General features: G+C 62.7%; 25 protein-coding genes. 17 read left to right on the top strand and 8 right to left on the bottom strand.

Features of this window, described 5'->3' with window-relative positions:
- Positions 1–7: 7 nt before the first annotated feature.
- A complete protein-coding gene (locus tag J2X54_RS06725; protein WP_310179339.1) occupies positions 8–2,095 on the top strand; it encodes a 3-hydroxyacyl-CoA dehydrogenase NAD-binding domain-containing protein in 2,088 nt (695 codons plus the stop codon).
- A 57-nt stretch (positions 2,096–2,152) separates the two neighbouring features.
- Here the strand turns inward: J2X54_RS06725 and J2X54_RS06720 are convergent, their stop codons facing one another.
- Positions 2,153–3,850 carry an MFS transporter gene (locus J2X54_RS06720; RefSeq protein ID WP_310179337.1) on the bottom strand — a complete coding sequence of 566 codons (1,698 nt, stop codon included), beginning with the start codon at positions 3,848–3,850 and terminating at the stop codon, positions 2,153–2,155.
- A gap of 237 nt (positions 3,851–4,087) precedes the next feature.
- Between J2X54_RS06720 and J2X54_RS06715 the strand changes: the two genes are divergently transcribed.
- The 3 genes from J2X54_RS06715 (at position 4,088) to J2X54_RS06705 (ending at position 5,991) form a co-directional block, all read left to right on the top strand.
- Positions 4,088–4,390 carry a Dabb family protein gene (locus tag J2X54_RS06715; protein WP_310179336.1) on the top strand — a complete coding sequence of 101 codons (303 nt, stop codon included), beginning with the start codon at positions 4,088–4,090 and terminating at the stop codon, positions 4,388–4,390.
- Between the two features lie 2 nt (positions 4,391–4,392).
- Positions 4,393–5,391: an NADP-dependent oxidoreductase gene (locus tag J2X54_RS06710; protein ID WP_310179838.1), complete on the top strand. Its 999-nt coding sequence runs from the start codon at positions 4,393–4,395 to the stop codon at positions 5,389–5,391.
- A gap of 69 nt (positions 5,392–5,460) precedes the next feature.
- Complete coding sequence (locus tag J2X54_RS06705; protein WP_070246918.1) at positions 5,461–5,991, top strand: superoxide dismutase family protein; 531 nt, start codon at positions 5,461–5,463, stop codon at positions 5,989–5,991.
- A gap of 90 nt (positions 5,992–6,081) precedes the next feature.
- Here the strand turns inward: J2X54_RS06705 and J2X54_RS06700 are convergent, their stop codons facing one another.
- Positions 6,082–7,161, bottom strand: coding sequence for a tartrate dehydrogenase (locus J2X54_RS06700; protein WP_310179334.1), 1,080 nt, complete (start codon positions 7,159–7,161; stop codon positions 6,082–6,084).
- Between the two features lie 86 nt (positions 7,162–7,247).
- Between J2X54_RS06700 and J2X54_RS06695 the strand changes: the two genes are divergently transcribed.
- Positions 7,248–8,162 carry a LysR substrate-binding domain-containing protein gene (locus tag J2X54_RS06695; protein WP_310179330.1) on the top strand — a complete coding sequence of 305 codons (915 nt, stop codon included), beginning with the start codon at positions 7,248–7,250 and terminating at the stop codon, positions 8,160–8,162.
- Between the two features lie 13 nt (positions 8,163–8,175).
- Positions 8,176–8,610, top strand: coding sequence for a GNAT family N-acetyltransferase (locus J2X54_RS06690; RefSeq protein ID WP_070246921.1), 435 nt, complete (start codon positions 8,176–8,178; stop codon positions 8,608–8,610).
- An 85-nt stretch (positions 8,611–8,695) separates the two neighbouring features.
- Here J2X54_RS06690 and J2X54_RS06685 read toward each other — a convergent pair whose 3' ends face one another.
- The 3 genes from J2X54_RS06685 to J2X54_RS06675 are packed head-to-tail and all read right to left on the bottom strand — an operon-like array spanning position 8,696 to position 10,741.
- Positions 8,696–9,439 carry an NRDE family protein gene (locus J2X54_RS06685; RefSeq protein WP_310179325.1) on the bottom strand — a complete coding sequence of 248 codons (744 nt, stop codon included), beginning with the start codon at positions 9,437–9,439 and terminating at the stop codon, positions 8,696–8,698.
- Entirely contained in the window at positions 9,430–9,717 is a 288-nt protein-coding gene (locus tag J2X54_RS06680; RefSeq protein ID WP_310179324.1) for a DUF4936 family protein, read from the bottom strand. Before J2X54_RS06680 ends, J2X54_RS06685 begins: the two co-directional genes overlap by 10 nt.
- 1 nt (position 9,718) lies before the next feature.
- The gene (locus J2X54_RS06675; protein WP_310179322.1) at positions 9,719–10,741 is read right to left on the bottom strand and encodes a folate-binding protein; all 1,023 of its coding nucleotides are present in this window, start codon (positions 10,739–10,741) and stop codon (positions 9,719–9,721) included.
- A 179-nt stretch (positions 10,742–10,920) separates the two neighbouring features.
- Here J2X54_RS06675 and mltG point away from each other — a divergent pair, with 179 nt between their 5' ends.
- The 4 genes from mltG (at position 10,921) to J2X54_RS06655 (ending at position 13,876) form a co-directional block, all read left to right on the top strand.
- Complete coding sequence (gene mltG / locus J2X54_RS06670; protein WP_310179321.1) at positions 10,921–11,910, top strand: endolytic transglycosylase MltG; 990 nt, start codon at positions 10,921–10,923, stop codon at positions 11,908–11,910.
- Positions 11,911–11,916: 6 nt separating this feature from the next.
- Positions 11,917–12,537, top strand: coding sequence for a dTMP kinase (tmk, locus tag J2X54_RS06665; protein WP_310179318.1), 621 nt, complete (start codon positions 11,917–11,919; stop codon positions 12,535–12,537).
- A 34-nt stretch (positions 12,538–12,571) separates the two neighbouring features.
- Positions 12,572–13,318 (top strand): AAA family ATPase, encoded by a 747-nt coding sequence (locus tag J2X54_RS06660; RefSeq protein ID WP_310179316.1) that lies wholly within the window; start codon positions 12,572–12,574, stop codon positions 13,316–13,318.
- 99 nt (positions 13,319–13,417) lie between these two features.
- Complete coding sequence (locus tag J2X54_RS06655; protein WP_310179314.1) at positions 13,418–13,876, top strand: GNAT family N-acetyltransferase; 459 nt, start codon at positions 13,418–13,420, stop codon at positions 13,874–13,876.
- A 206-nt stretch (positions 13,877–14,082) separates the two neighbouring features.
- On the opposite strand, the gene J2X54_RS06650 is transcribed toward J2X54_RS06655, so the two are convergent.
- Positions 14,083–15,708 carry a hypothetical protein gene (locus J2X54_RS06650; protein ID WP_310179311.1) on the bottom strand — a complete coding sequence of 542 codons (1,626 nt, stop codon included), beginning with the start codon at positions 15,706–15,708 and terminating at the stop codon, positions 14,083–14,085.
- A gap of 164 nt (positions 15,709–15,872) precedes the next feature.
- Here J2X54_RS06650 and J2X54_RS06645 point away from each other — a divergent pair, with 164 nt between their 5' ends.
- The 4 genes from J2X54_RS06645 to J2X54_RS06630 are packed head-to-tail and all read left to right on the top strand — an operon-like array spanning position 15,873 to position 18,805.
- Complete coding sequence (locus J2X54_RS06645) at positions 15,873–16,907, top strand: DNA polymerase III subunit delta' (RefSeq protein ID WP_310179309.1); 1,035 nt, start codon at positions 15,873–15,875, stop codon at positions 16,905–16,907.
- Between the two features lie 21 nt (positions 16,908–16,928).
- Positions 16,929–17,315: a PilZ domain-containing protein gene (locus tag J2X54_RS06640; RefSeq protein WP_310179306.1), complete on the top strand. Its 387-nt coding sequence runs from the start codon at positions 16,929–16,931 to the stop codon at positions 17,313–17,315.
- Between the two features lie 33 nt (positions 17,316–17,348).
- Complete coding sequence (locus J2X54_RS06635) at positions 17,349–18,134, top strand: TatD family hydrolase (RefSeq protein WP_310179304.1); 786 nt, start codon at positions 17,349–17,351, stop codon at positions 18,132–18,134.
- Complete coding sequence (locus J2X54_RS06630) at positions 18,134–18,805, top strand: ankyrin repeat domain-containing protein (protein WP_310179302.1); 672 nt, start codon at positions 18,134–18,136, stop codon at positions 18,803–18,805. Before J2X54_RS06635 ends, J2X54_RS06630 begins: the two co-directional genes overlap by 1 nt.
- Here J2X54_RS06630 and J2X54_RS06625 read toward each other — a convergent pair.
- A complete protein-coding gene (locus J2X54_RS06625) occupies positions 18,799–19,602 on the bottom strand; it encodes an alpha/beta hydrolase (RefSeq protein WP_310179300.1) in 804 nt (267 codons plus the stop codon). The genes J2X54_RS06630 and J2X54_RS06625 overlap by 7 nt on opposite strands.
- 205 nt (positions 19,603–19,807) lie before the next feature.
- Here J2X54_RS06625 and J2X54_RS06620 point away from each other — a divergent pair, with 205 nt between their 5' ends.
- The 3 genes from J2X54_RS06620 to J2X54_RS06610 all read left to right on the top strand — a co-directional run bounded on the left by J2X54_RS06620 (position 19,808) and on the right by J2X54_RS06610 (position 21,397).
- Positions 19,808–20,731, top strand: a complete 924-nt coding sequence (locus J2X54_RS06620; RefSeq protein WP_070246935.1) for a methyltransferase domain-containing protein — start codon at positions 19,808–19,810, stop codon at positions 20,729–20,731.
- 65 nt (positions 20,732–20,796) lie between these two features.
- Entirely contained in the window at positions 20,797–21,045 is a 249-nt protein-coding gene (locus J2X54_RS06615) for a hypothetical protein (RefSeq protein ID WP_070246936.1), read from the top strand.
- A 151-nt stretch (positions 21,046–21,196) separates the two neighbouring features.
- Positions 21,197–21,397 (top strand): hypothetical protein, encoded by a 201-nt coding sequence (locus J2X54_RS06610; protein WP_070246937.1) that lies wholly within the window; start codon positions 21,197–21,199, stop codon positions 21,395–21,397.
- Between the two features lies 1 nt (position 21,398).
- Here J2X54_RS06610 and J2X54_RS06605 read toward each other — a convergent pair whose 3' ends face one another.
- A complete protein-coding gene (locus tag J2X54_RS06605) occupies positions 21,399–22,547 on the bottom strand; it encodes a phospholipase A (protein WP_310179294.1) in 1,149 nt (382 codons plus the stop codon).

Here is a 22,547-nt window from a genome sequence, read left to right as displayed (position 1 = left end):
ACTACACATGACTGCCGAATACCAGGTTCACGGCGCCGTTGCCGTCATCACACTGAACAATCCGCCGGTCAACGGCATGGGACTGGCCACGCGCACCGCTGCCGTCGCCGGCATCGAGCGCGCGCTGGCCGACGCTGCCGTTAGTGCGATTGTCATCACCGGCGCCGGCAAGGCGTTCTCGGGCGGCGCCGATATCCGCGAATTCAATTCGCCCAAGGCGCTGGCCGAGCCGTCGCTGCACACGTTTATCGCCACCGCCGAGGGTTCCACCAAGCCGGTCGTCGCTGCCATTCACACGATCTGCATGGGCGGCGGGCTGGAGCTATCGCTCGGCTGCCATTACCGCGTGGCGCTGCCTGGCGCCAGGATCGCGCTGCCGGAAGTGAAGCTGGGCCTGCTGCCGGGCGCCGGCGGCACCCAGCGCCTGCCACGCGTGCTGGGCCTGGAGCAGGCCCTGACCATGATCGTCACCGGTGAGCCGGTGCTGTCCGAAAAACTGGCCGACACGCCGCTGTTCGACCGCGTGTTCGCGCCCGGCGCCGACTTGATCGCCGAGGCGGTGGCGTTTGCCGAGGGCATCGCCGACATCCGGCCGCTGCCCAAGGTGCGCGACCGGACGGTCGACCATCCGCACGCGCCAGCAGTGCTGCAAACTGCGCGCGAGCAGGCCGCCGCCAAGGCGCCCGGCTACCCGGCGCCGCTCGAGTGCATCGCTACCGTGGGCGCCTCGGTGACGATGCCGTTCGAGGACGGCATGAAGTTCGAACGCGAGCGTTTCATGCACCTGATCCAGAGCACCGAATCGAAAGCGCTGCGCCATGCGTTTTTTGCCGAACGCGTGGCCGGCAAGGTGCCCGATGTGTCGGCCGATACGCCGCTGCGCACGATCAGCTCGGCGGCGGTCATCGGCGCCGGCATGATGGGCGTGGGCATCGCCATGAATTTCCTCAACGCCAGCATCCCGGTAGTGATACTGGAAACCTCGCAGCCAGCGCTGGACCAGGGCCTGGCAGCGCTGCGCAAGCTGTACGAGAACGCCGTCGCCAAGAGCAAACTCAAGCCTGAGCAATTGCAGCAGCGCCTGGCGCTGGTGCACGGTACGCTGGACTACGCCGACCTGGCCCAGGCCGATATCGTGGTGGAAGCCGTGTTCGAAGACCTGGCGGTCAAGCAGGCCGTGTTCCGCGCACTCGACGTGGTGGTCAAGCCGGGCGCCATCCTGGCCACCAACACGTCCACCCTCGACGTCGATGCGATCGCTGCGGTGACGGGCCGCCCACAGGATGTGCTGGGCTTGCACTTCTTCAGCCCGGCGCACGTGATGAAACTGCTGGAAATCGTGCGCGGACAGCACACCGCCATCGACGTGCTGGCCACCGCGCTGGCGCTGTCGAAAAAACTGCGCAAGACCGGCGTGGTCGCGCGCGTGTGCGACGGCTTCATCGGCAACCGCATGATCGAGCAGTACAGCCGCCAGGCCGGCTTTTTGCTGGAAGAGGGCGCCTTGCCGGCGCAGGTGGATGCGGCTGTCGAGCGCTTCGGCTTTGCCATGGGACCGTTCCGCATGGCTGACCTGGCGGGCAACGACATCGGCCAGGCGATCCGCCAGCGCCGCGCGGTGGAACGGCCGGACCTGGCCTATTCCAGAACTGCCGACCTGCTGTGTGCGATGGGCCGGCTGGGCCAGAAGACCGGCGCCGGCTGGTATGACTATCGTGCAGGCGAGCGCACGCCTCATCCGAATGCCGAGGTCGATGCGATGATTGTCGCCCACTCGGCACAACTGGGCCTGGAGCGCCGCGTTATCAGCGACAGCGAAATCGTCGAGCGGCTGGTGTATGCGCTGGTCAACGAGGGCGCGCGCATCCTGGAGGAAGGTATCGCCTTGCGCGCGTCCGATATCGACATGGTGTACCTGACCGGCTACGGCTTCCCGCCGTACCGCGGCGGCCCGATGTTTTATGCCGATACGGTGGGGTTGCCAGCGGTGCTGGCCGCCATCGAACGCTACGCGGCCGGCCGCCATGGCGACGCCTGGACACCGGCACCGCTGCTGGTGCGGCTGGCGGCGGAAGGCAAGACGTTTAACGCCTGAAAAAATGGCCGGTCCCGCTCGCAGCGAACCGGCCACCCGGATTGTCGTTCTGAACGATCAGTCGTTGGCGTAGATGTCGTTATCCTTGGTTTCACCGACAAACAAGGCGCCAATCACGACCGTGATGATGGCAATGATGATCGGGTACCACAAGCCGTAATAGATATCGCCCTTGAACGCCACCAGCGCGAACGAGATGGTGGGCAGCAGGCCGCCGAACCAGCCGTTGCCGATGTGATACGGTAGCGACATCGACGTGTAGCGTATGCGGGTGGGGAACATTTCCACCAGCATCGCAGCAATCGGCCCGTACACCATGGTCACATACAGCACCAGGATGAACAGGATCAGCACCACCATCGGCTTGTTGATCTGGGCGTCATCGGCCTTGGTGGGGTAGCCGGCCACCTTGATCGCGTCCACCACGTCTTTCTTGAGCGCGGCCTCGGTCTTCTTGCTCTCGGCGCTGAAGTTGAGGTTATCCGGCGTCATGACCGCGTTGAACGAGGTGATTTCCTTCTCGCCGATGCGCACCTTGGCAATCGATCCGGCCGGCGCGTCTTCGTGGGTGTAGGCCACCGAGGCGCGCGACAGGATGCCGGCGGCGATGTCGCACGACGACGGGAACTTGCGCTGGCCGGTCGGGTTGAACTGGAAGTTGCACGATGCTGGATCGGCCACCAGCACCACCGGCGAGTTTTTCAACGCCATTTCCAGCGCCGGATTGCCGTAGTGCGTGAGCGCCTTGAACAGCGGGAAGTAGGTGGCCGCCGCGATGATGCAGCCGCCGAGGATGATCCACTTGCGGCCGATCTTGTCCGACAGCACGCCAAAGATGATGAAGAACGGCGTGGCCAGCGCCAGCGACGTGGCGGTCATGATGTTGGCGGTGGCGCCGTCGATCTTCAGCGTTTCGGTCATGAAGAACAGGGCATAGAACTGCCCCGTGTACCACACCACCGCCTGGCCCATGGTCAGTCCGATCAACGCCAGGATCACCACTTTCAGGTTGCGCCATTGGCCGAACGCTTCGCTCAGGGGCGCCTTGGAGGTCTTGCCCTCTGCCTTCATCTTGGCAAACGCCGGCGATTCGTGCATCGACATGCGGATCCACACCGACACGCCCAGCAGCAGGATCGACACCAGGAACGGCACGCGCCAGCCCCAGGCCTGGAACTCGTCCTCGCCGATCGCCGTGCGCGTGCCCAGGATCACCAGCAAGGAGAGGAACAGTCCCAGCGTGGCCGTGGTCTGGATCCAGGCTGTAAACGCGCCGCGCTTGCCCGGCGGCGCGTGTTCGGCCACGTAGGTGGCGGCGCCGCCGTACTCGCCGCCCAGCGCCAGGCCCTGCAGGATGCGCAGGAACACCAGCGCGATCGGCGCCGCGATGCCGATGGCGGCGTACCCAGGCAACAGCCCGACGATGAAGGTGGACGCGCCCATGATCAGGATGGTGACCAGGAAGGTATATTTACGGCCGATCATGTCGCCCAGGCGGCCGAACACCAGCGCGCCGAACGGACGCACGATGAAACCGGCGGCAAAGGCCAGCAGCGCGAAAATGAAAGTGGTGGTGGGTTCGCCGATGAAGAACTGCTTGGCGATAATCGGCGCCAGCGCGCCATACAGGTAGAAGTCATACCATTCGAACACGGTGCCCAGCGATGAGGCGAAGATGACCTTGCGTTCCTCTGGTGTGATCGGCGCGCCCTTGGACTGGTTGCGCGGATCGGCGGTACCCGACGGTGTTGCCATGTTTGTCTCCTTTTTTAGAGTTGCTTATTAGAGTTTTTTCGCGGCAGACCAGCAAAACCGGTTGAGCAAACAAGCAGAAGACAAGCTCGACAGTTTCCAGATCGACAGCTTGGCAGCGAGTGTGAGCGCCGAACCTTGCGCCAAACTTACAAGCAAAAACAAGGCGGAGAGGGTGGCCACAGCTTGCATTGTGCTATTCTGGCCACCCTTTATTTGCAATGGCGGTTGGAGAAATTCATGTTGAAACACATCGTGATGTGGAAACTCAAGGACCATGCTGAAGGCGCCGATCGGGCCGCCAACGCCATCAAGATGAAAGCCTTGTTGGATGGTTGTGCCAACATCGTGCCGGGCATCCTTGCTTTCGAGGCGGTGCTGGCCCAGCCCGGCCTGGAAGCGACTTACGACGTGGTGCTGTATTCCGAGTTCACCGGCAAGGAGGCGCTCAACGCCTACCTCGAGCATCCTGCCCACGTGGCCATCAAGCCGTTTGTTGCGGCCGTGCGCAGCGAGCGCCAGTGCATGGACTACGAGGTGTGATGGTGCCGGGCAGCTACCAACGCATGGTTCTGGCCAGCCGTCCGCGCGGCGCCGTGACGCCGGCTAACTTCCGGCTCGAAACGGTGACCGTACCGGCCCTGCAGGACGGCGAGCTGCTGGTGCGCAACCATTACCTGTCGCTTGATCCGTACATGCGCGGGCGCATGAGCGCGGCGAAAAGCTATGCGGCGTCGCAGGCGCTCGACCAGACCATGATCGGCGGCACTGTCGGCGAGGTGGTGGCGTCGCGCCATGCCAGCTTTGCAGTGGGCGATGCGGTGGTTGGCGTGCTGGGCTGGGCAGAGACGGCGGTGACCGACGGCGCCCAGTTGCGCAAGGTCGATGCGAGCAAGCTGCCGTTGTCGGCCTACCTGGGTGCGGTGGGCATGCCAGGCATGGCTGCCTGGTATGGCCTGAACCGGATCATCGCGCCCAAGGTGGGCGAAACCGTGGTGGTGTCGGCTGCCAGCGGCGCGGTGGGCGGCGTGGTCGGGCAGTTGGCCCGGCTGCAGGGCTGCCGCGTGGTCGGTATTGCCGGCGGGCCGGCCAAGTGCGCTTACGTGGTCGATGAACTCGGTTTCGATGCCTGCATCGACTACAAGGCCGGCAAGCTCGAGGCCGACCTGGCTGCCGCCACCCCGGACGGCATCGACGGCATCTTCGAAAACGTCGGTGGCGCCACGCTTGACGCGGCGCTGGCGCGTACCAACGCTTTCGGCCGGGTGGCGCTGTGCGGCCTGATCGGCGGCTTCGGCGGCGCCGACATGGCGATCCACAACGCCCGCTTGCTGCTGATCAACCGCCTGACGGTGCAGGGCTTCATCGTGACCGAGCACATGGATCTGTGGGACCAGGGCCTGGCGCAACTGGCCGAACTCGTGGCGAGCGGGCAGGTCAAATACCGCGAAACCGTGGCGCACGGGCTGGCTGCGGCGCCCGACGCGTTCATCGGTTTACTGCAGGGGTTCAATTTTGGCAAGCAATTGGTAAAGTTGATATGATTTGATCGCGTTGTGCCGCATCAATAGAGCGGCACATTTCGTTCGATGACGTCTACAAGGAACCACACAATGAAAACAGCCGTACTCAGCTGCATCCTGGCGCTGGCCGCCATCCAGGCCGCCGGTGTTGCCAACGCCGCCAACGTCACCGCCGAGGCCAAGCTGGCGCCTACCGCCAACAGCAAAACCTCGGGCCTCGTTACCTTCGAGCAAACCGCCGATGGCGTGCACGTCAAAGCCAAGGTGGAGGGCCTGACGCCCGGCCTGCACGGCTTCCACATCCACGAAAAAGGTGATTGCTCGGCGCCGGACGGCAGCAGCGCCGGCGGCCACTTCAATCCGACCAGCGCGCCGCACGGCGATCCGGCCCACACCAGCAAGCACAGCGGCGATTTCGGCAACATCACGGCCGATGCCAAGGGCGTGGCCATGCTAGACGTGAAAGTGCCGCTGTCGCAGCTGACGCTCACCGAAGGCAGCCCGGTCAACGCGCTCAACCGCGGCGTGATCGTGCACACCGCGCCGGACGACCTGAAGACGCAGCCGACCGGCAATGCGGGCGGCCGGCTGGCGTGTGGTGTGATTACTGCGTCCAAGTAACCCCGCACGGCAAGCAGGGGACGGACCCGGTACGGGTCCTTCCCCACGCCACGCAAACCGCATTATCTGGAACAGTCGTGCGGGCTGTGGCTATCCCAGCAGGGCCGCAATCGCCGCGCCCGCCTCGGTCGTATTTGCCTTGCCGCCCAGGTCCGGGGTGCGCACCCCATTCGCAATGCTGGCCCCGATCGCCGCCAGGATCGCATCATGCGCCGCCCGGTAATTGGCGTCGCCCTTGCCCAAAAAGTCCAGCATCATCGCCCCCGACCAGATCATCGCCACCGGGTTGGCGATGTTTTGGCCGTAGATGTCGGGCGCGGAGCCATGCACCGGCTCGAACAGCGACGGCCAGGTACGCTCGGGATTGAGGTTGGCCGACGGCGCGATGCCGATGGTGCCGGTACACGCCGGCCCCAGGTCCGACAGGATGTCGCCGAACAGATTAGACGCCACCACCACGTCGAAGCGCTCCGGCGACAGCACGAAACGCGCCGCCAGGATGTCGATGTGGTACTGGTCGCAGCGCACGTCCTGGTACTGCCGGCCCATCAACGCGAAACGTTCGTCCCAGTACGGCATGCTGATCGAGATGCCGTTCGACTTGGTCGCCGAGGTCAGGTGCTTTTTGGGTCGCGACTGTGCCAGTTCGAACGCGTATTGCAGCACGCGATCGACGCCGGTGCGGGTGAAGACCGACTCCTGCAACACGAATTCGCGTTCGGTGCCTTCGAACATCTTGCCGCCCACGGACGAATACTCGCCCTCGGTGTTTTCACGCACGATGTAAAAATCGATGTCGCCGGGCTGCTTGTTGGCAAGCGGACACGGCACGCCAGGCATCAGGCGCACCGGGCGCAGATTGACGTACTGGTCGAACTGGCGGCGGAATTTCAGCAGCGAGCCCCACAGCGATACGTGATCGGGCACCAGCGCCGGCCAGCCGACGGCGCCGAAGAAGATGGCGTCGAAGCCCTTGAGTTGCTCGAACCAGTCGTCGGGCATCATCTTGCCGTGCTCGGCGTAGTAGTCGCAGCTGGCCCACTCGAAGGTGGTCCATTCGATGCCGATCTCGAAGCGGCGCGCGGCTGCCTCCACCACGCGTATGCCCTCGGGCATGACTTCCTTGCCAATGCCGTCGCCGGCGATGACTGCGATTTTATGCGTGTGCATGGCGATCTCCTTGGGTGATGATCGAGCATAGCGTGATTCCATTGCGTTTAGAATATGGTAATTCGTCACCGCATGGATCACGAAACGTGAATAATGATATTCAAAACAGCGACCTGCGCGTGTTTGCCGCCGTGGTGCGCAAGGCCAGCTTTGCCGGTGCGGCTGCCGAACTGGGCATGTCGCCCGCTTTCGTCAGCAAGCGCATCGCCGTGCTGGAGGCCGCGCTCGGTGTTCGCTTGTTTCATCGCAGCACGCGCAAGGTGGTGGTCAGCGCCGACGGCGAGCAGGTGTATGCCCGGGCATTGACCATCCTGGTAAGCCTCGACAGCCTGTTTGACGAAGTGGCCGAACGCCAGGGTGTGCCGCGCGGCCAGTTGCGAGTGAGCAGCAGCTTCGGTTTTGCGCGCAACGTGTTGGCACCGGCCATTGCGCAACTGGTCGCTGCACACCCGGCGCTGCAAGTGCGCTTCGAGGTGCTCGACCGCCTGGTCGATATCGTGGCGGAAGGGTTCGACCTCGATATCCGGGTGGGAGAGGACATTGAACCCAACCTGATCGCCCGCAAGCTCATGAGCAACCACCGCATCCTGTGCGCCGCGCCGGCCTACCTGGTCCGGCGCGGCACGCCGCGCACGGTGGCCGAACTGTCCGGCCACGATTGCCTGCCCATCAAGGAACGCGACCTGCCGTTCGGTGTGTGGCGGCTGCGCCACGGCGCCGATGGTGACGTGGTGGTGAAAGTGACCGGGCCGCTATCGACCAACCATGGCGAAATCGCGCTGCAATGGGCGGTGGCTGGCGCCGGCATCGTGCTGCGCTCGATGTGGGACGCCCAATCGCACCTTGAACGGGGCACACTGGTGCAGGTGCTACCCGGTTACACCCAGGAAGCCAATGTCTGGGCCGTGTATCCGCAACGCTTGGCAAGCTCTGCAAAAGTGCGGGTGTGCGTGGACTTCCTCGAACGGTACCTTGCGTGCGACAATCATCGTTTTCCTTAAGCAAATCGACGCCATGAACGACACCGTCCACCACACGATCCGCTACGGCGACTGGGCCACCATGTCTGCTGAAGCCAAACTGATACGCACCGAAGTATTTGTCGAAGAGCAGGGTGTGCCTGCCGAACTGGAAATGGACAATATGGATGTGCTGTGCCTGCACGCGGTGGCGTACGACGCCGCCGGCGAACCGATCGGCACCGGCCGCCTGCTGCCCGACGGTCACATCGGCCGCATGGCCGTGCGCAAGTCCGGCCGCGGCACCGGCGTGGGCGGCGCCTTGTTGCAAGGCCTGATGGCGCAAGCCCGCGCACGCGGCGAAAGCCTGGTCGCGCTGAGCGCCCAATCGCACGCCGCCGCCTTCTACCAGCGCCACGGCTTCGCCATCGAAGGCGAGGAGTTCTACGAAGCAGGCATCCGCCACATCAATATGAACCACAAGTTCTAAGTTCGGGGTCAGTGCCGACATTCAGACACGAACTGGGCCATACGGCTGTTGGGCTCGTGTCCAGATGTCGGCACTGACCCCGAAGTTAATGGATGAGTTCTTCCTGCAGGGTGGCGGTGGCGTCGGCGTAGAGTTTGACCACCGTGGAGGTGCGGGTGCCGTAGCCGGGGCTTTCGATTTTTACTGACGACAGCACGCGTTCAACCTCGAGCGGCACGCCAGTTTCCGGCAGGCGCTGGTCGGGGGCAGGGGTGGTGTCGGACAGCATTTCGAAGAAGGCGTCGTCCGGCGCGCCCAGGCAGAGCAGGCTGGCAAATTGGGCCTTGGTTTTTAGCACTTTTGGCCACGGGGCGTCGAGCAGCGCGTTGGAGACGCCGTACACGCCCGGTTCGAGCGGCTGGCCGTTGCGCGGGTCGGCGTCACCCCGGTTGGAGTACCAGATCAGGGTGTCGCGGTCGCCGATGACCAGGTTGAAACCGTTGTATTGATCAGCATGCTGGCGCACTGCATCGATGTATTCCTGCGGACTCATGCAGCCGGCCAGGTAGTCGGCCACCAGCTGGCCGCGTGACGGGGCGTCGTCGCGGTGTTCGGCCGGCGCGCGGATGTTGGTGATCGCGGCGAACCGTGCGCCGTTGCCGCATTCGTTCGGGTGGGTGATACCCATCCAGCTGCCGCCCGCTTGCAGGTCGCGGCCGGCAAACACTTGCGGATGCTCGGGCCACGGTGCGGCCGGCGCAGTGGCGCGCTGGTAGAACTCGTCACGATTGGCGGCAGCCACCAGGGGCACTGTCGGCAATACTTTCCAGGCGAAGACGATCAGGCACATGGCACGACATCCATGAACGCTTCCACGTGGCGCGCGCCGACGATCCACTGCGCCAGGCCGGCGCGGTCCACCGCTTCGGCCAGCGTGGCGGCGAAGTTGCCGGGCGCTGCCGGATAGACTTCCATCCAGGTCTGGATGCCCTCGTTCGACTCGGGACGGCGCTTGAGTTCACTTTTGACGGCGAACTGTGCGGCAAGTTGCGCCTGCATGGCGGCAACCGCCGTCTGCAAGGATGCCGCGTCGGCATCCCTGACCTTGTAATAGATGTACAGATCCATGCTAGAGGTCGAGCGGTTCCAGCACGTACGGCAGCGCGAGGAAGGTCAATGCCGGACCTTCGGCCGAGCCCAGGCGCACCGACGCCGCTTCGATCGCGGCCAGTTTCATTTCCACCAGCGCATCGACGCCGCCGTTGCCGTTCGGTGCCGCGTTGACGATCATGCCGCAAGGCTGGGCCGGATCGGCCGTGGCAAATACCTCGGCGCCGGCAGCGGCAGCCGGGTCGGCGATGCTGACCAGCGTGGTACGACGCTTGAGCTTGCCCAAGTACTGGCTGCGGGCGACGATTTCCTGGCCGGGGTAGCAGCCCTTCTTGAAATTGACCGCGCCCAGCAATTCGAAATTGACCATTTGCGGTACGAACTGCTCTTGCGTGGCCTTGTCGATCTGCGGCACGCCCGAGTGGATTTCCGCCAGGCGCCAGGCCTGGGCGCCGCCCACCACCAATTTATCAGCGAGTTCGGCGGCAATGGTGTCGGCAGTGGCGGCCGACATCAGCCACTGGTAGCGTGCGAAACCGAAAGCATCGGCCACGCGCAACAGCGTTCCCAGTGGATGTTCTACCCGGGTGAACGGCTTGGCGGGCAGGATGTCGAACCAGTTTTGCAGCACGACTTCGGCCTTGTCGCCGCCAAAGCCCAGCACCACTTCCATGCCAGGCAATTCGGTGGCGTCGGTGAGCTTGGTCTTGGCGCGCAGCACGAACATCGACAGGCGCTTTTGCACCGGCGCCTGGATTTCGCGCGGCAGTTGCAAAAAGATGGTGGTGGCGCTGCGCCACATCAGGAACGAGGCCAGCAGGCGGCCCTTGGGCGAGCAATAGCCGGCCAGGCGCACATCATCGGCGCCCAGGTGCTCGACATCGTTGGTCAGTTGACTATGCAGGAACTTCGCCGACTCTTCGCCATCGAGGGCAATGATGCCCTGGCCGGTGATCGGTGCGACAAAGCCGGCGGCAAGCGCGGCGGTGGTCAGCGGGCTTGCCGGCGCGGCGGCGGATAACAGTTCGGTCCAGGATGACATAATTTCCAATATTTAGCGTCGCATATGACGGTGTAGGTGACGATTACGCATTATCATTACGGGCTCATTATAGTGATGTCCCGTCGATCGCGTCGGCAACGGTGCAAAACCGCTCGTAATGCTGGCGCATCGCTGCTGGAAGTGGCAAGCTGGTCGATTGATTCAAATATGGCGTAGAAATGGCTTTTATTAAAAAAATAATCACACTCTGCATCCTGGTCGCGCTGGCGGCTGGCGGTTACTTTATTTACTGGCAGCAAGCGCCTATCCTCACCGGCGATACCGCGCCGATAGACTTCACCATCGTGCCCGGCAGTGGCGCCCACGCTGCCGGCCAGCAGATCGCAGAAGCGGGCGTGCCGATCCAGCCGCTGCTGTTCAACCTGCTGGCACGCGGTACCGGCAAGAGCAGCCGTATCAAGGCCGGTTCGTACGAACTCAAACCCGGCACCACGCCCACCCAGCTGATCAACCAGCTGGCGCGCGGCGAGTTCGCGCAGGAGCAGCTGACCATCATCGAAGGCTGGAGTTTTCGCCAGATGCGCGCCGCCATCGACGCCCATCCCGGCCTCAAGCACGACACCATCACCCTCAGTGATACCGAACTGATGAAAGCCATCGGCTCCGAGTACGAGCATCCGGAAGGCCTGTTCTTCCCCGATACGTATTTGTTCGCAAAGGGTTCGAGCGAACTGCAGATCTATCGCCAGGCCCACGCGATGATGATCAAGCGGCTCGACGCGGCCTGGGCCAAGCGCGACGCCGGCCTGCCATATAAAACCCCGTACGAAGCGCTGACCATGGCGTCCATCGTGGAAAAGGAAACCGGGCAAAAGTCCGAGCGCAACATGATTGCCGCGGTATTCGTCAACCGCCTGCGGCTGGGCATGATGTTGCAGACCGATCCGACCGTGATCTACGGCATGGGCCTGAAATACGAAGGCAATATCCGCAAGCGCGACCTGGAAACCGACACGCCGTTCAATACCTACACCCGCACCGGCCTTCCACCCACGCCGATTTCGCTGCCCGGCGTGGAATCGCTGGCCGCCGCGATGGCGCCCGCCAAATCTTCCGCCCTGTATTTCGTTGCGCGCGGCAATGGCACCAGTAAATTCTCAGACAACCTGCCCGACCATAACCGGGCAGTGAACCAGTATCAACGATAAGAAATAATGACCGATTCCAAATTCATCACCTTCGAAGGCATCGACGGCGCCGGCAAATCCACGCACATCGCTTTCGTCAGCAAGTACCTGCAAGACCGCAGCATCGACCTGGTCAGTTCGCGCGAACCGGGCGGCACCCAGCTCGGCGAAAAGCTGCGCGATCTGGTGCTGCACGAAACCATGCACCTTGAAACCGAAGCACTGTTGATGTTTGCCAGCCGCCGCGAACACATCGCGCAGGTGATCGCGCCCGCTCTTGCACGCGGCGCCTGGGTGATTTCCGACCGGTTTACCGACGCCAGCTTCGCCTACCAGGGCGGCGGCCGTGGCATGGACCTGGCCAAGCTGGATGCGCTGGAACAATGGGTACATCCGCATCTGCAACCGGATTTGACCCTGCTGTTCGACGTCCCGCTGGACGTGGCGCGCGCGCGCCTGGACGCCACCCGCACGCTCGACAAGTTCGAGCAGGAAAAGACCGATTTTTTCGCCGCCACCCGCAATGAATACCTGCGCCGCGCCGCGCAGTTTCCGCAGCGCTTCCGGCTGATCGATTCCACCCGCACGATTGCCGAGATCGAGGTGGAACTGGCCGGCATACTCGACCAGTTGCTGGCGTCGCACTAGCCGCAGCTTGCGCTGACTCAACACGGACCGCACCATGATCTCTACCCAGTATGTGTCGCAAGTCCGATTAAGAGTGGCGGACGTGCCGGGATTCGACCGGTATCCGTTCTCGCTGCCGGCCGTGCGCCATCTCGACGTACTCAACCTGCATCCGAAGGTGACCTTCATCGTCGGCGAGAACGGCTCCGGCAAGTCGACGCTGATGGAGGCGATTGCCGTATCGTTCGGCTTCAATGCCGAGGGCGGCACCCGCAATTTCGGCTTCGGCACGCGCGCATCGCATTCTGTGCTGCACAAGTACCTGCGGCTGTCGAAGGGTATACGCCAGCCGCGCGACGGCTTTTTCCTGCGCGCTGAAAGCTTCTTCAACCTGGCCACCGAGATCGAAAAGCTCGATGCGGAGCCTGCGCCGGCGCCACCGATCATCAATTCTTACGGCGGCAAATCGCTGCACGAGCAGTCGCACGGGGAATCGTTCTTGTCACTGGTGATGCACCGCTTCGGCGGCAAGGGGTTCTACGTTCTCGACGAACCGGAAGCGGCGCTCTCGCCGCAGCGCCAGTTGTCGCTGCTGACCCGCATTCACGACCTGGTGAAAGACCAGTCGCAATTCGTCATCACCACCCATTCACCGATCCTGATGGCCTATCCCGACGCGATGATCTACCAGTGCACGGACACCGGCATACGCCAGGTAACGTACGAGGAAACCGAGCATTTCCAGGTCATGCATGACTTCGTGGTCAATCCGAAGCGAATGCTTGATATTTTGCTGGAGTAGCGACTGTTAGAAAAGGAATCAGGACCATGGCAATCCCGCCAAAAGGAAGTCGTCGCATAACATCTGGAATCATTGCTCTGAATCACTTGAGAGGTAGTAATGTCGATTCGTGAAGCTCTTGCTTCCGATAATTTCGGGGCCAAGGCTGTAGTGCAGAAATCTTTAGCTTCTTTCGGTTTGCTCGCGGATTTTGACACCCTGGATGCTGCCATTGGCGCGCTGGGCCTGGTCAATAGCCCTAACGCAATCGAATTAGTGGCGGAAGTCGATGGCAAACTGGTCGGATGCCTCGCAATTCAGTGTAAGGAAGGGGCTGTCGCCAAGCTGTTCGGCTTCCACGTCGATGCGAACATGCAGGGACGGGGTATCGGCCGCGCGCTGCTGGCTGAAGGAATAGCACAGGCCGTTACCCATGATTTTGTTCAACTGGAACTCGAGACGTGGGGCAATATGGGTGCTGCGGTTCACTTGTACGAGTCCCTGGGATGGATACGCGGCCCCGACCCATTACCAGAAAGTGGCGCGGACCGGTTTTACAGCCTGGCGCTACCGAGGTAGGCAGAAAACGGCAGCTCAGACGCACCAAGGGAGAAATGCGGGAATATGCTGAGAAAAATCTGTAAAAAAATTCGGCCGTTTCATTGGCAATCAATTTCCCTGGCTCCTTTCTCTAGCGTCGTTAGCCGAGGCTGAAGCAAAGTCTCTGTTCCGCAGATTCGTCCTGCATCTGCCGTGTCAGCTCCGCACCTGCGCTTTGAAAGACATCACAACCCCGGAATATCGACGTTATGAAACTTGCTCATCCCCACCACCCGGGTATTGCTATCCGAATACGATAACGTCACCTGGTCGCCCGGCTTGGTCAACACCAGCTCTTCCGACAGATCCGAGCTGCCGGTAAAGATCGTGCCCAGGGTTTTGCCGCCGGTGGCCAGGGTGATGTAGTACATGGTCTGGTTGTTGCGGAACTCCGACGAGATGCGCACAACCGTGCCCGACAGTTCGACGTCGCGCGCCTCGGCGCCGATGTCGGCGGCCACGCGGTTGGTCGAGCGTTTCGACTGGTAGCTGCGCAGCGTGGCGGACAAGGTATCGGCCACGCCGATGATCTGGTTGTTGCGCATGTCCACCATGCCGAAGGCGCGCGAGACGCCTTGGGCGTCGCGCAGCGCCATCACGTAGGTCGGCGCGCCGCCGACCAGGAATGGCAGCGGGTTGGTAGCCTGGTAGCGCTTTTCCGGGTTGACGTTCTCGGCTGCGTGGGCGGCCGTGTATTGCGATACCGACGGTACCTTGAACCAGCGCACCGCCTTGGTCCGCGAATCGACAAAGTAAAAGCCGGACAGGCCGTTGTTGTTGCCCTTGGAGGTCATGCCGCCCACCCAGTACGGGCGCTGGTCCGAGCCGTACACCAGGTCGAGGTAGCCGTCGACGCGCAAACGGCCTTCGTTGTTGAGGTTGAAGTAGCCATGGATGTATTCGCCGCGATCCTGCATCTGCTCGAGGATGAACTCCTCGGCCTGGATGCGGTCGACCCATTTCGGTTCCGTGCCCAGCTTGTAGCGCACCACGGCCCCGGTGACGGCATTGACCGTGACGATGCCGGTCGATTCGCTGCCGGAGAAGCCCACCTTGTGCTCGTACGTGGTGCCGACGAAATACGGCACGCCATCGTCGTCGATTTCCGGCTCGAAATCGGTCAGGCCCACCGTGGTCTGGCCCGCCAGGTAGGCGTGGCGCTCGACGTGGTCATTGAAGTAAGCCGACAGCAGGTAGCGCAGCTTGAGCGGCTTGCCATTAAGTTCCAGCACCAGTTGCACGTCCGCCGGGTCGTGCGCGGAGACGGTAAGGTAGCCGGGGGTGGCGCCATCGACATACCATTTGAAAAAGCCGCTATGCTCGAGAAACGCCACCCACACCAGTTTGTCGCGCACCAGTTGCTTGACCGGCGTGCCCACCCGCACCTGAGAGCCGAGCGAGGCAATTTCCGACAGGCGCTTCTGCATCGCCTGCAAGGCCATGTCCTGCGACACCAGCGGCGCCTGGGTGATATCGATCGGCGGCAGGGCCTCGTGGAAGTTGGCTTGGTGCTCGGCGCCCAGCATCTTGTAATAGGCGTCCGCACGGACGATCGGTGCGCTGGAGAAGAACACTACCGCGCCGAACAGCACGGTCAGCGCCGTGTACGCCGCCATCAGTCCCACCCGTCCAGTGAGCGCCACCGCCGGGATCGCCGCTATCAGCACCAAGACGTACATGCCGGCGAAGTCGAACGCCAGCGTGGGGATCTTGAAGTAGAACAGCGCCGCCAGCAGCAGTGCCGACACCACCAGCCCGGTAATGCTCAGCGAGCGACGGGAAAAGCGGGAGTGGCCGGGGTGGCGGCTCATACCAATACGTGGACCAAGGTGGCGGAATTTCATGTGCTCCATTCGTGAGGCGTCGGCGCAGGGCGGCCGGAATCATGCATAGAATACCATTTTGCCTATGAGAAAGTAAGAATTCGGCTGGCCGTGGTTTACAATCGCTGACGATTTAAAACACAATACCAACAATGAGCGACTCCATTTACCCCTGGCAGCAAGAATCCTGGCAACAATTACAGCAATTGCGCCAGCGCCTGCCGCACGCGATCCTGTTCCATGGCGCGGCCGGCATCGGCAAGGCCGACTTCATCGAGCGTTTCGCCCAGGGCTTGCTGTGCGAGGCGGTGCGCCCGGACGACCACGCCTGCGGACAGTGCGCCTCGTGCGGCTGGTTCGCGCAGGGCAACCATCCCGATTACCGCCGGGTGCGTCCAGAAGCGCTGGAAGACGAACCGGCCGAAGGCGAGGAGGGCGACGGCGATGGCAAGAAAACTGCCAAGTCCAGCAAGACGCCATCAAAAGAAATCAAGATCGAGCAGATCCGCAACCTGGCCGACTTCATGAACGTCTCCACCCACCGCGCCGGGCTGCGCGTGGTGGTGCTGTACCCGGCCGAGGCGCTCAACATGCCAGCCTCGAATGCCTTGCTGAAAACCCTCGAAGAGCCGCCGCCGGGGACGGTGTTCCTGCTGGCGTCCAACAGTCTCGACCGCCTGTTGCCAACCATCCTGTCGCGCTGCCGCAAGTTTGCGATGCCGATGCCGTCGCACGAGCAGGCGCTGGCCTGGCTCAAGCAGCAGAGCGTGCCCGACGCCGACAGCTGGCTGCGCGAACAGGGCGGTGCGCCGCTGGCGGCCATGGCCCAGGCCGAGTCGGGCAACCGCGACGACCTGGAAATCCTGCTGCAGCTGCTGGCCCGCCCCAGCGTGGAGGGCGCCCTGAAGGTGGCCGACAAGCTGCAGAAAGTGCCGCTCACGGCGCAGGTATCGTGGTTGCAGCGCTGGCTGTATGATGTGTGTGCGCTCAAGCTTGCGGGCAACGTGCGTTACTATCCACGCTACCAGCGCGAACTGGGCAGCCTGGCCGACAAGATCCACATCAGCCGGCTGCTGGCGGTGATCAAGGCGGTCAACGACCGCCGCGCCACGTCGGACCACCCGCTGTCGCCCAAGCTGTTTTTGGAGGATATGTTGCTCGACTATACCGCTGCCTGCACCAATTGATACCCCAACCCGAGGTCATACATGCCCGCTGACAGCCATTTCGACACCACCGCCGCGCCAGGCTTGCCCGGCCGGCCGACGGTCGTGTCGCTGGCGATCCGCGAGAAGGCCGCGCTGTACGCCGCCTACATGCCTTTCCTCAAGCATGGCGGCCTGTTCATCGCCACCCGGCAGCAGTACAAGCTCGGCGACGAGCTGTTCCTGTTGCTGACCCTGATGGACGAGCCTGAGAAGTTCCAGGTGGCCGGCCGGGTCGCGTGGATCACGCCGGTGGGCGCCCACCACGACAAGGCGCAAGGCGTGGGCATCCACTTTCCCGACGACGAAGGCGGCCAGAAGCTGCGCCAGCGCATCGAAGATATCCTGGGGCCGGCGCTGCGCTCGACCCGCGCCACCCACACCTTGTAGCGGCGGTCGCGGTATAAGCGTTACAATCGCACCATGTATATCGATTCCCACTGCCACATCAATTTCCCCGAGCTGGCTGCTCGCATGCCCGAGATTCTCGCCAAGATGGCGGAGAACAGCGTAACGCACGCCTTGTGCGTGTCGGTCGACCTGCCGGACTTTCCGCAAGTGCTGGCGCTGGCCCACCAGTATCCGCACATCTATGCGTCGGTCGGCGTCCATCCCGACTATGAAGACACGCCCGAACCGACCGTCGAACAGCTGGTCGAGCTGGCCGACGATCCGAAGATCATCGCCATCGGCGAGACCGGGCTCGACTACTATCGCCTGGAAGGCGACCTGGAATGGCAGCGCGAGCGCTTCCGCACGCATATCCGGGCGTCGCGCATTACCCGCAAACCGCTGATCATCCACACCCGCAGCGCCAGCGAAGACACCATCCGCATCCTGCGCGAGGAGGGCGCCGCACCGGAAGCCGGCGGCGTGGCCGGCGTGATGCACTGCTTTACCGAGTCGCTGGAAGTGGCGCGCGCAGCCATCGAGCTGGGCTTTTATATTTCGTTCTCGGGCATCGTCACCTTCAAAAGCGCCAAGGAGTTGCAGGCCGTGGCGCTGGAGGTGCCGCTCGAACGCATGCTGATCGAGACCGACTCGCCGTACCTGGCGCCGGTGCCTTTCCGCGGCCGCACCAACGAGCCGGGTTATGTCGCCCACGTGGGCGAATACATCGCCAGGCTCAAAGGCATTCCGGTGGAGGAAGTGGCAGCACAGACCTCGGCCAATTTCTTCAAACTGTTCAACGTCGAGAAAGCCGCCTGATGAAACCATTGCGTCGTCACTGGCTCAGCGCCAGCCTTGCCTTGATGCTCTCTGGCGCAGCGCTGGCTGCAGCCCTGCCGCCGGCGGAAGTGGACCTGTTCCGCGCCGTCGAGCAGGACCGCGCGGCCAGCGTCAAGAAATCGCTGGCGGCCGGCGTCAATCCCAACGCCCGCGACCTGGGTGGCGAAACAGCATTGATCGTGGCGATCCGCAACGACGCCAACGCTGCCGCCGCGATATTGATGGACCAGAAAGGCATCGACCTCGAAGCCAAGGCGCCCAACGGCAACACGGCCCTGATGATGGCGGCGTACCGCAAGAACTTGGCGCTGGTGGCCGACATGATACGGCGTGGCGCCAGGATCAATCAGCCCGGCTGGAGCGCCTTGCACTACGCGGCGGCGGGCGGCAGCGTGGAGGTCACCAACTTTCTGCTCGACCACAAGGCCGCCATCGACGCCGAATCGCCATCAGGCATGACGCCGTTGATGATGGCCGCGCGCGAAGGCCAGGAAGATGCCGTAAAAGTGCTGCTCGCACGCGGCGCCAATGCGGCGCTCAAGGATGGCGGCTTCCACATGACTGCCTCGGGCTTTGCGCTCAAGGCCGACAAGCCGTGGATCGCCAAGGCCATCGACGCCCACCTGGCTGCCCAAAGCAAACGTCAATAGCCGATCTGCTGCAGGAACGCATCGATGTAGCCCGAACTGTCTTCGGGCGCGCTCAGGTGCGGGCAGTGGCCGACATTGCCGATCACCTTCACGGTGGCGTGTGGCAGGTGGTGGCGCAAGTAATCGCCCACCTCGCGCGGCGCCACCAGGTCGTCGCTGCATTGCAGGACCAGTGACGGTATCGTCGATTTGGCCAGGTCGTCGCGGTGGTTGGCGGTAAACGTCACGCGGGCGAAGTGGCGGGCGATCTCGGGATCGTTCTGCTCGAAGCGGGTAAGCAGCTCGCGCGTGAGATGCGGCTGGTTGGGCGCGCCCATGATGGCAGGCGCCATGTGGCGGGTCCAGGCCAGGTAATTGTCGTCGATGAGCTTGAGCAGCTGGTCGATGTCTTCCGCGTTGAAACCGCCGACGTAATCGCCATCGTTGATAAAGCTGGGCGACGGCCCGACCATCACCTGGGCGGCAAAGCGTTCCGGGCGCTGGATCGATGCCAGCAGGCCGATCATGGCGCTCACCGAGTGGCCGACGAAAATCACCTTGCCTTTCGCGTAGAGTTCGATAATCTCAAGCATGTCTTCGGCATGACCGTGCAGGTCGGCATACTTGGCGCGGTCGTAGGCGGACAAGTCCGATGCGCCGCTACCGGTGAGGTCCAGCAGGATGATCCTGTAACGGCGGCTGTAAGCGGGGTGGATAAAACGCCACATGGTCTGGTCGCAGCCATAGCCGTGCACAAACATGATGGTGTGGTCCCCATCACCGTGGCAATGGACGTTGTTGCGTTGCTGCACCGACATGACGATCTCCCTGAAAGCAGCGCAAAGTATACGGTAATGGTGACTAAAAAGTAAGTTGGCACGTGATTTAAACCCGAGCCCGATGGGGAGAATTGACGGGTATTTCCTGTCCATCTCTTAACATCATGTCGAAGAGAAATTCTTGATAATGAACCCATGCGCATTGCATCCAGAGACAGTGCGATTTATAGCCAAGAGGACATCCATGCTGAACGAACGCGAGATCGAAAGCTGCTACCTGGGGCAATTCATACCAGTTCACTACCATCACAATATGCTGATGGACCAAAACCGCATGCATGGCTTCAAGTCGGCGATCGATTACGCGGTCCGGCCCGGCGCCAAGGTGCTCGAGCTCGGCGGCGGCACCGGCGTGCTGTCGTGGTTTGCGGCAGCCAAGGCAGCCAAGGTGTATTGCGTCGAGTTCAATCCGGACATGGTGCGCGAGGCCCGCAAGATGCTGGCGCTCAACCCCAATGGCGAGAAGGTGGAAGTGATCCATGCCGACGCCTTCGAATACCTGCCGCCGGAGCCGGTCGATGTGGTGATCTGCGAAATGATCCACGTGGCCATGCTGCGTGAAAAACAGGTGGAAGTGATCGAATCGTTCAAGCGCCGCTACCTGGAGCGCTTCGGCGGCCCGCTGCCGGTGTTCCTGCCCGAGGCAGTGATCATGGCGGTGCAGCCGTTGCAGCAGGAATACGATTTCGAGGGCTTTTATGCGCCGATCGTGCAATTCCAGGAAACCCAGGCGGTGTACCCGGGCACGGTGGAAATGGCCCACCCGGCCGTGTACAACATCATCGACTTCAGCCAGCCCTGCCAGTTGTCTTACGCGTGGCAAGGCAAGTTCGTGGTGGAGCGCACCGGCGAGATCAACGCCATGCGCTTTGTCACCAAGAACGTGCTGGCCGTGGTGCAGGAACGGGGCACCACGATCGACTGGCTCAATCACTACATGACCTTGCCGCTGGCGGTGCCGGTCAAGGTGCGCGAGGGCGATGTGCTGGAAGTGAGCTTCCAGTACCGCGCCGGCGGGTCGATTCCGTCGCTGGAAGCGTCGCTCAAGGCCGAGCTGGTTTTTGAGGCGGCGGCGCAGCCGCTGGTCAAGATGCCGGCATTTGCCTGATGTCGTAGTGTTCCCTGGGCGGGAACAGCGTATACTGCCGCTTTTACATTTTTAAGTTGAAGAAGATGGAACAGATCGACCAGCGCTACCTCGTCCAGCAAAACAAGATCGCCGACGGCGACACCAAGCCGCCGGTGTTTGCCAAGGTGATGCGCAGCAAGGAAGGCGCCTTCGAGGGCGTCTCGTTCATCAAATCGAAGGAAAAGGCCTCGGTGCTGACCATCGACCAGGCCAACGAGGCGATTGCGTGGTCGGCCAAGAAAAAGCCGAATGCGCACGAGTACATCACCAAGATCATCTGTGTCGGCCAGTAATCTGCCTGCCGACGATTTGGCTCTTTATTTGCCGCTTGTCCGTCGTTTTCCCCGTTTTATCCCCGCCTGACTGCAACTGGTCGCACCATCGTTGCAGCAAAAACTCCCGGTCACTACAGTGTCACCATCGACACCGATCCGGGAGTTTCACATGTTCACCTTTTTGCTGTGGCTGGTCTTGCTGCTGGTCTGCTGGCCGCTCGCCTTGCTGGCGCTGGTAGCCTATCCGCTGTGCTGGCTGCTCACGCTGCCATTTCGCCTGATCGGCATCGGCGTGGAGGGCGTGTTCGAGCTGCTGCGCGCCGTGGTCATGCTGCCGGCGCGCATCCTCGGTGGCGGCGTGCGCCGCTAGCCTAGAAATCGACCTTGACGCCTGCGCCGATCGACTTCTGCGCGTAGTTGTAGTCGATCAGGCTCTGGCCGTAGCCGCTGAAGCCCTGCACATAGCCCTTCAGGTTGGCGGCGACCGGGAACGCCCAGCCCACTTGCAGTGCGCCGTGGTTGGTGTGCAGGTTGCGGCGCGCCAGTACCGAAATCTCGTGGCCGTCCCAGCGGTAGCTGGCATTGATGTCGCCATGGCCGAGGTAGTCGGTGATGTCGATGTTGTCATTGTCAGAGCGGGAGTTGTCGAGACGCTTCCACAGGCGGAAGTTGACCGCGAAGTTGCCTTTTTCGGCGCCGATCTGGGCGTAAATCCGGTTCCAGCTGCGCGACAGCGTGGACGTCTGGCCGTTGGACTGGTGCACCATGCCCAGGGTCAGGAAACGCACATCGACGCCGCCGAGATTGAGCGCCAGCGGCGTGGTGACCATCAGCTCGGGCTGGTAATTGGTTTCACGGAACGGGCTCGACTCGGACCGGTTATAGGCCTGCCAGAAGCTTTCCTGCGTATAGCCGAACCATAAATCGATCGGATAGCCGAACGCCTGCTCGAGCATTTTCATCTTGAAACTGATCTGGTACATCAGTTCCACGTGCTGCGCCTTCAGGCCATCAGGCGAGAATTCCTGGAACGGCTGGTCGTTATTGCCGCTGCTGTAGTTGGCCAGCAGCAGGTAGCTGTCGCGGTGCGGACGGAAATTGAACACGCCGCGCTTGGCCGAACGGTCCAGCTCCCACGATTGCACCATGCGCGAGACCTTGTCTTCGGCGGGAATGGTGGTCAGCTCCGCCACTTTCGGTGGCAACACGGCTTCCGGCGGTGGCGGCGGGGCGTCAGGCTGGGTGCGGGGTGGCGCATCTGCGGTGCCATTTGCCGCCGCCACTTTTTCCGCGTCGGTGGCCGGACCACCGGTGGCCGGCGCGGCAGCGACCTGGCCGCCCGGCGTCTTGCGTGCCAGGCCGTCGTAGCAGGCCAGGCGCGCGCTGGCGTCACCGAGCACCGAGCAACGTTCGATGCGCAGTTCGAGTTCCGGGGCGTCGGTGGTGGCAACCTGTGCCAGAGCGAGGGCAGGGGCCATGCCCAGGGAGAGGAAAAGGGCGGTTTTCGGTCGGACAGTCAT

Source organism: Duganella sp. 3397 (assembly GCF_031456625.1).
Taxonomy (GTDB): Bacteria; Pseudomonadota; Gammaproteobacteria; order Burkholderiales; family Burkholderiaceae_D; genus Rugamonas; species Rugamonas phyllosphaerae.
Note: the sequence above shows the minus strand (reverse complement) of the source record. Positions and strands in the feature narration are given on the sequence as shown.

Excerpts from the sequence above, each read along its gene's own strand:
- J2X54_RS06675 (WP_310179322.1), bottom strand. The coding sequence starts at position 10,741 with ATGTCATCCTGGACCGAACTGTTATCCGCCGCCGCGCCGGCAAGCCCG.
- J2X54_RS06640 (WP_310179306.1), top strand. The coding sequence starts at position 16,929 with ATGCCCGCTGACAGCCATTTCGACACCACCGCCGCGCCAGGCTTGCCC.
- J2X54_RS06625 (WP_310179300.1), bottom strand. The coding sequence starts at position 19,602 with ATGTCGGTGCAGCAACGCAACAACGTCCATTGCCACGGTGATGGGGAC.
- J2X54_RS06690 (WP_070246921.1), top strand. The coding sequence starts at position 8,176 with ATGAACGACACCGTCCACCACACGATCCGCTACGGCGACTGGGCCACC.
- J2X54_RS06615 (WP_070246936.1), top strand. The coding sequence starts at position 20,797 with ATGGAACAGATCGACCAGCGCTACCTCGTCCAGCAAAACAAGATCGCC.
- J2X54_RS06645 (WP_310179309.1), top strand. The coding sequence starts at position 15,873 with ATGAGCGACTCCATTTACCCCTGGCAGCAAGAATCCTGGCAACAATTA.
- J2X54_RS06655 (WP_310179314.1), top strand. The coding sequence starts at position 13,418 with ATGTCGATTCGTGAAGCTCTTGCTTCCGATAATTTCGGGGCCAAGGCT.
- J2X54_RS06650 (WP_310179311.1), bottom strand. The coding sequence starts at position 15,708 with ATGAGCCGCCACCCCGGCCACTCCCGCTTTTCCCGTCGCTCGCTGAGC.
- J2X54_RS06620 (WP_070246935.1), top strand. The coding sequence starts at position 19,808 with ATGCTGAACGAACGCGAGATCGAAAGCTGCTACCTGGGGCAATTCATA.
- J2X54_RS06700 (WP_310179334.1), bottom strand. The coding sequence starts at position 7,161 with ATGCACACGCATAAAATCGCAGTCATCGCCGGCGACGGCATTGGCAAG.
- J2X54_RS06715 (WP_310179336.1), top strand. The coding sequence starts at position 4,088 with ATGTTGAAACACATCGTGATGTGGAAACTCAAGGACCATGCTGAAGGC.
- J2X54_RS06610 (WP_070246937.1), top strand. The coding sequence starts at position 21,197 with ATGTTCACCTTTTTGCTGTGGCTGGTCTTGCTGCTGGTCTGCTGGCCG.
- J2X54_RS06680 (WP_310179324.1), bottom strand. The coding sequence starts at position 9,717 with ATGGATCTGTACATCTATTACAAGGTCAGGGATGCCGACGCGGCATCC.
- J2X54_RS06660 (WP_310179316.1), top strand. The coding sequence starts at position 12,572 with ATGATCTCTACCCAGTATGTGTCGCAAGTCCGATTAAGAGTGGCGGAC.
- J2X54_RS06705 (WP_070246918.1), top strand. The coding sequence starts at position 5,461 with ATGAAAACAGCCGTACTCAGCTGCATCCTGGCGCTGGCCGCCATCCAG.
- tmk (WP_310179318.1), top strand. The coding sequence starts at position 11,917 with ATGACCGATTCCAAATTCATCACCTTCGAAGGCATCGACGGCGCCGGC.
- J2X54_RS06630 (WP_310179302.1), top strand. The coding sequence starts at position 18,134 with ATGAAACCATTGCGTCGTCACTGGCTCAGCGCCAGCCTTGCCTTGATG.
- J2X54_RS06605 (WP_310179294.1), bottom strand. The coding sequence starts at position 22,547 with ATGACTGTCCGACCGAAAACCGCCCTTTTCCTCTCCCTGGGCATGGCC.
- mltG (WP_310179321.1), top strand. The coding sequence starts at position 10,921 with ATGGCTTTTATTAAAAAAATAATCACACTCTGCATCCTGGTCGCGCTG.
- J2X54_RS06725 (WP_310179339.1), top strand. The coding sequence starts at position 8 with ATGACTGCCGAATACCAGGTTCACGGCGCCGTTGCCGTCATCACACTG.
- J2X54_RS06685 (WP_310179325.1), bottom strand. The coding sequence starts at position 9,439 with ATGTGCCTGATCGTCTTCGCCTGGAAAGTATTGCCGACAGTGCCCCTG.
- J2X54_RS06720 (WP_310179337.1), bottom strand. The coding sequence starts at position 3,850 with ATGGCAACACCGTCGGGTACCGCCGATCCGCGCAACCAGTCCAAGGGC.
- J2X54_RS06635 (WP_310179304.1), top strand. The coding sequence starts at position 17,349 with ATGTATATCGATTCCCACTGCCACATCAATTTCCCCGAGCTGGCTGCT.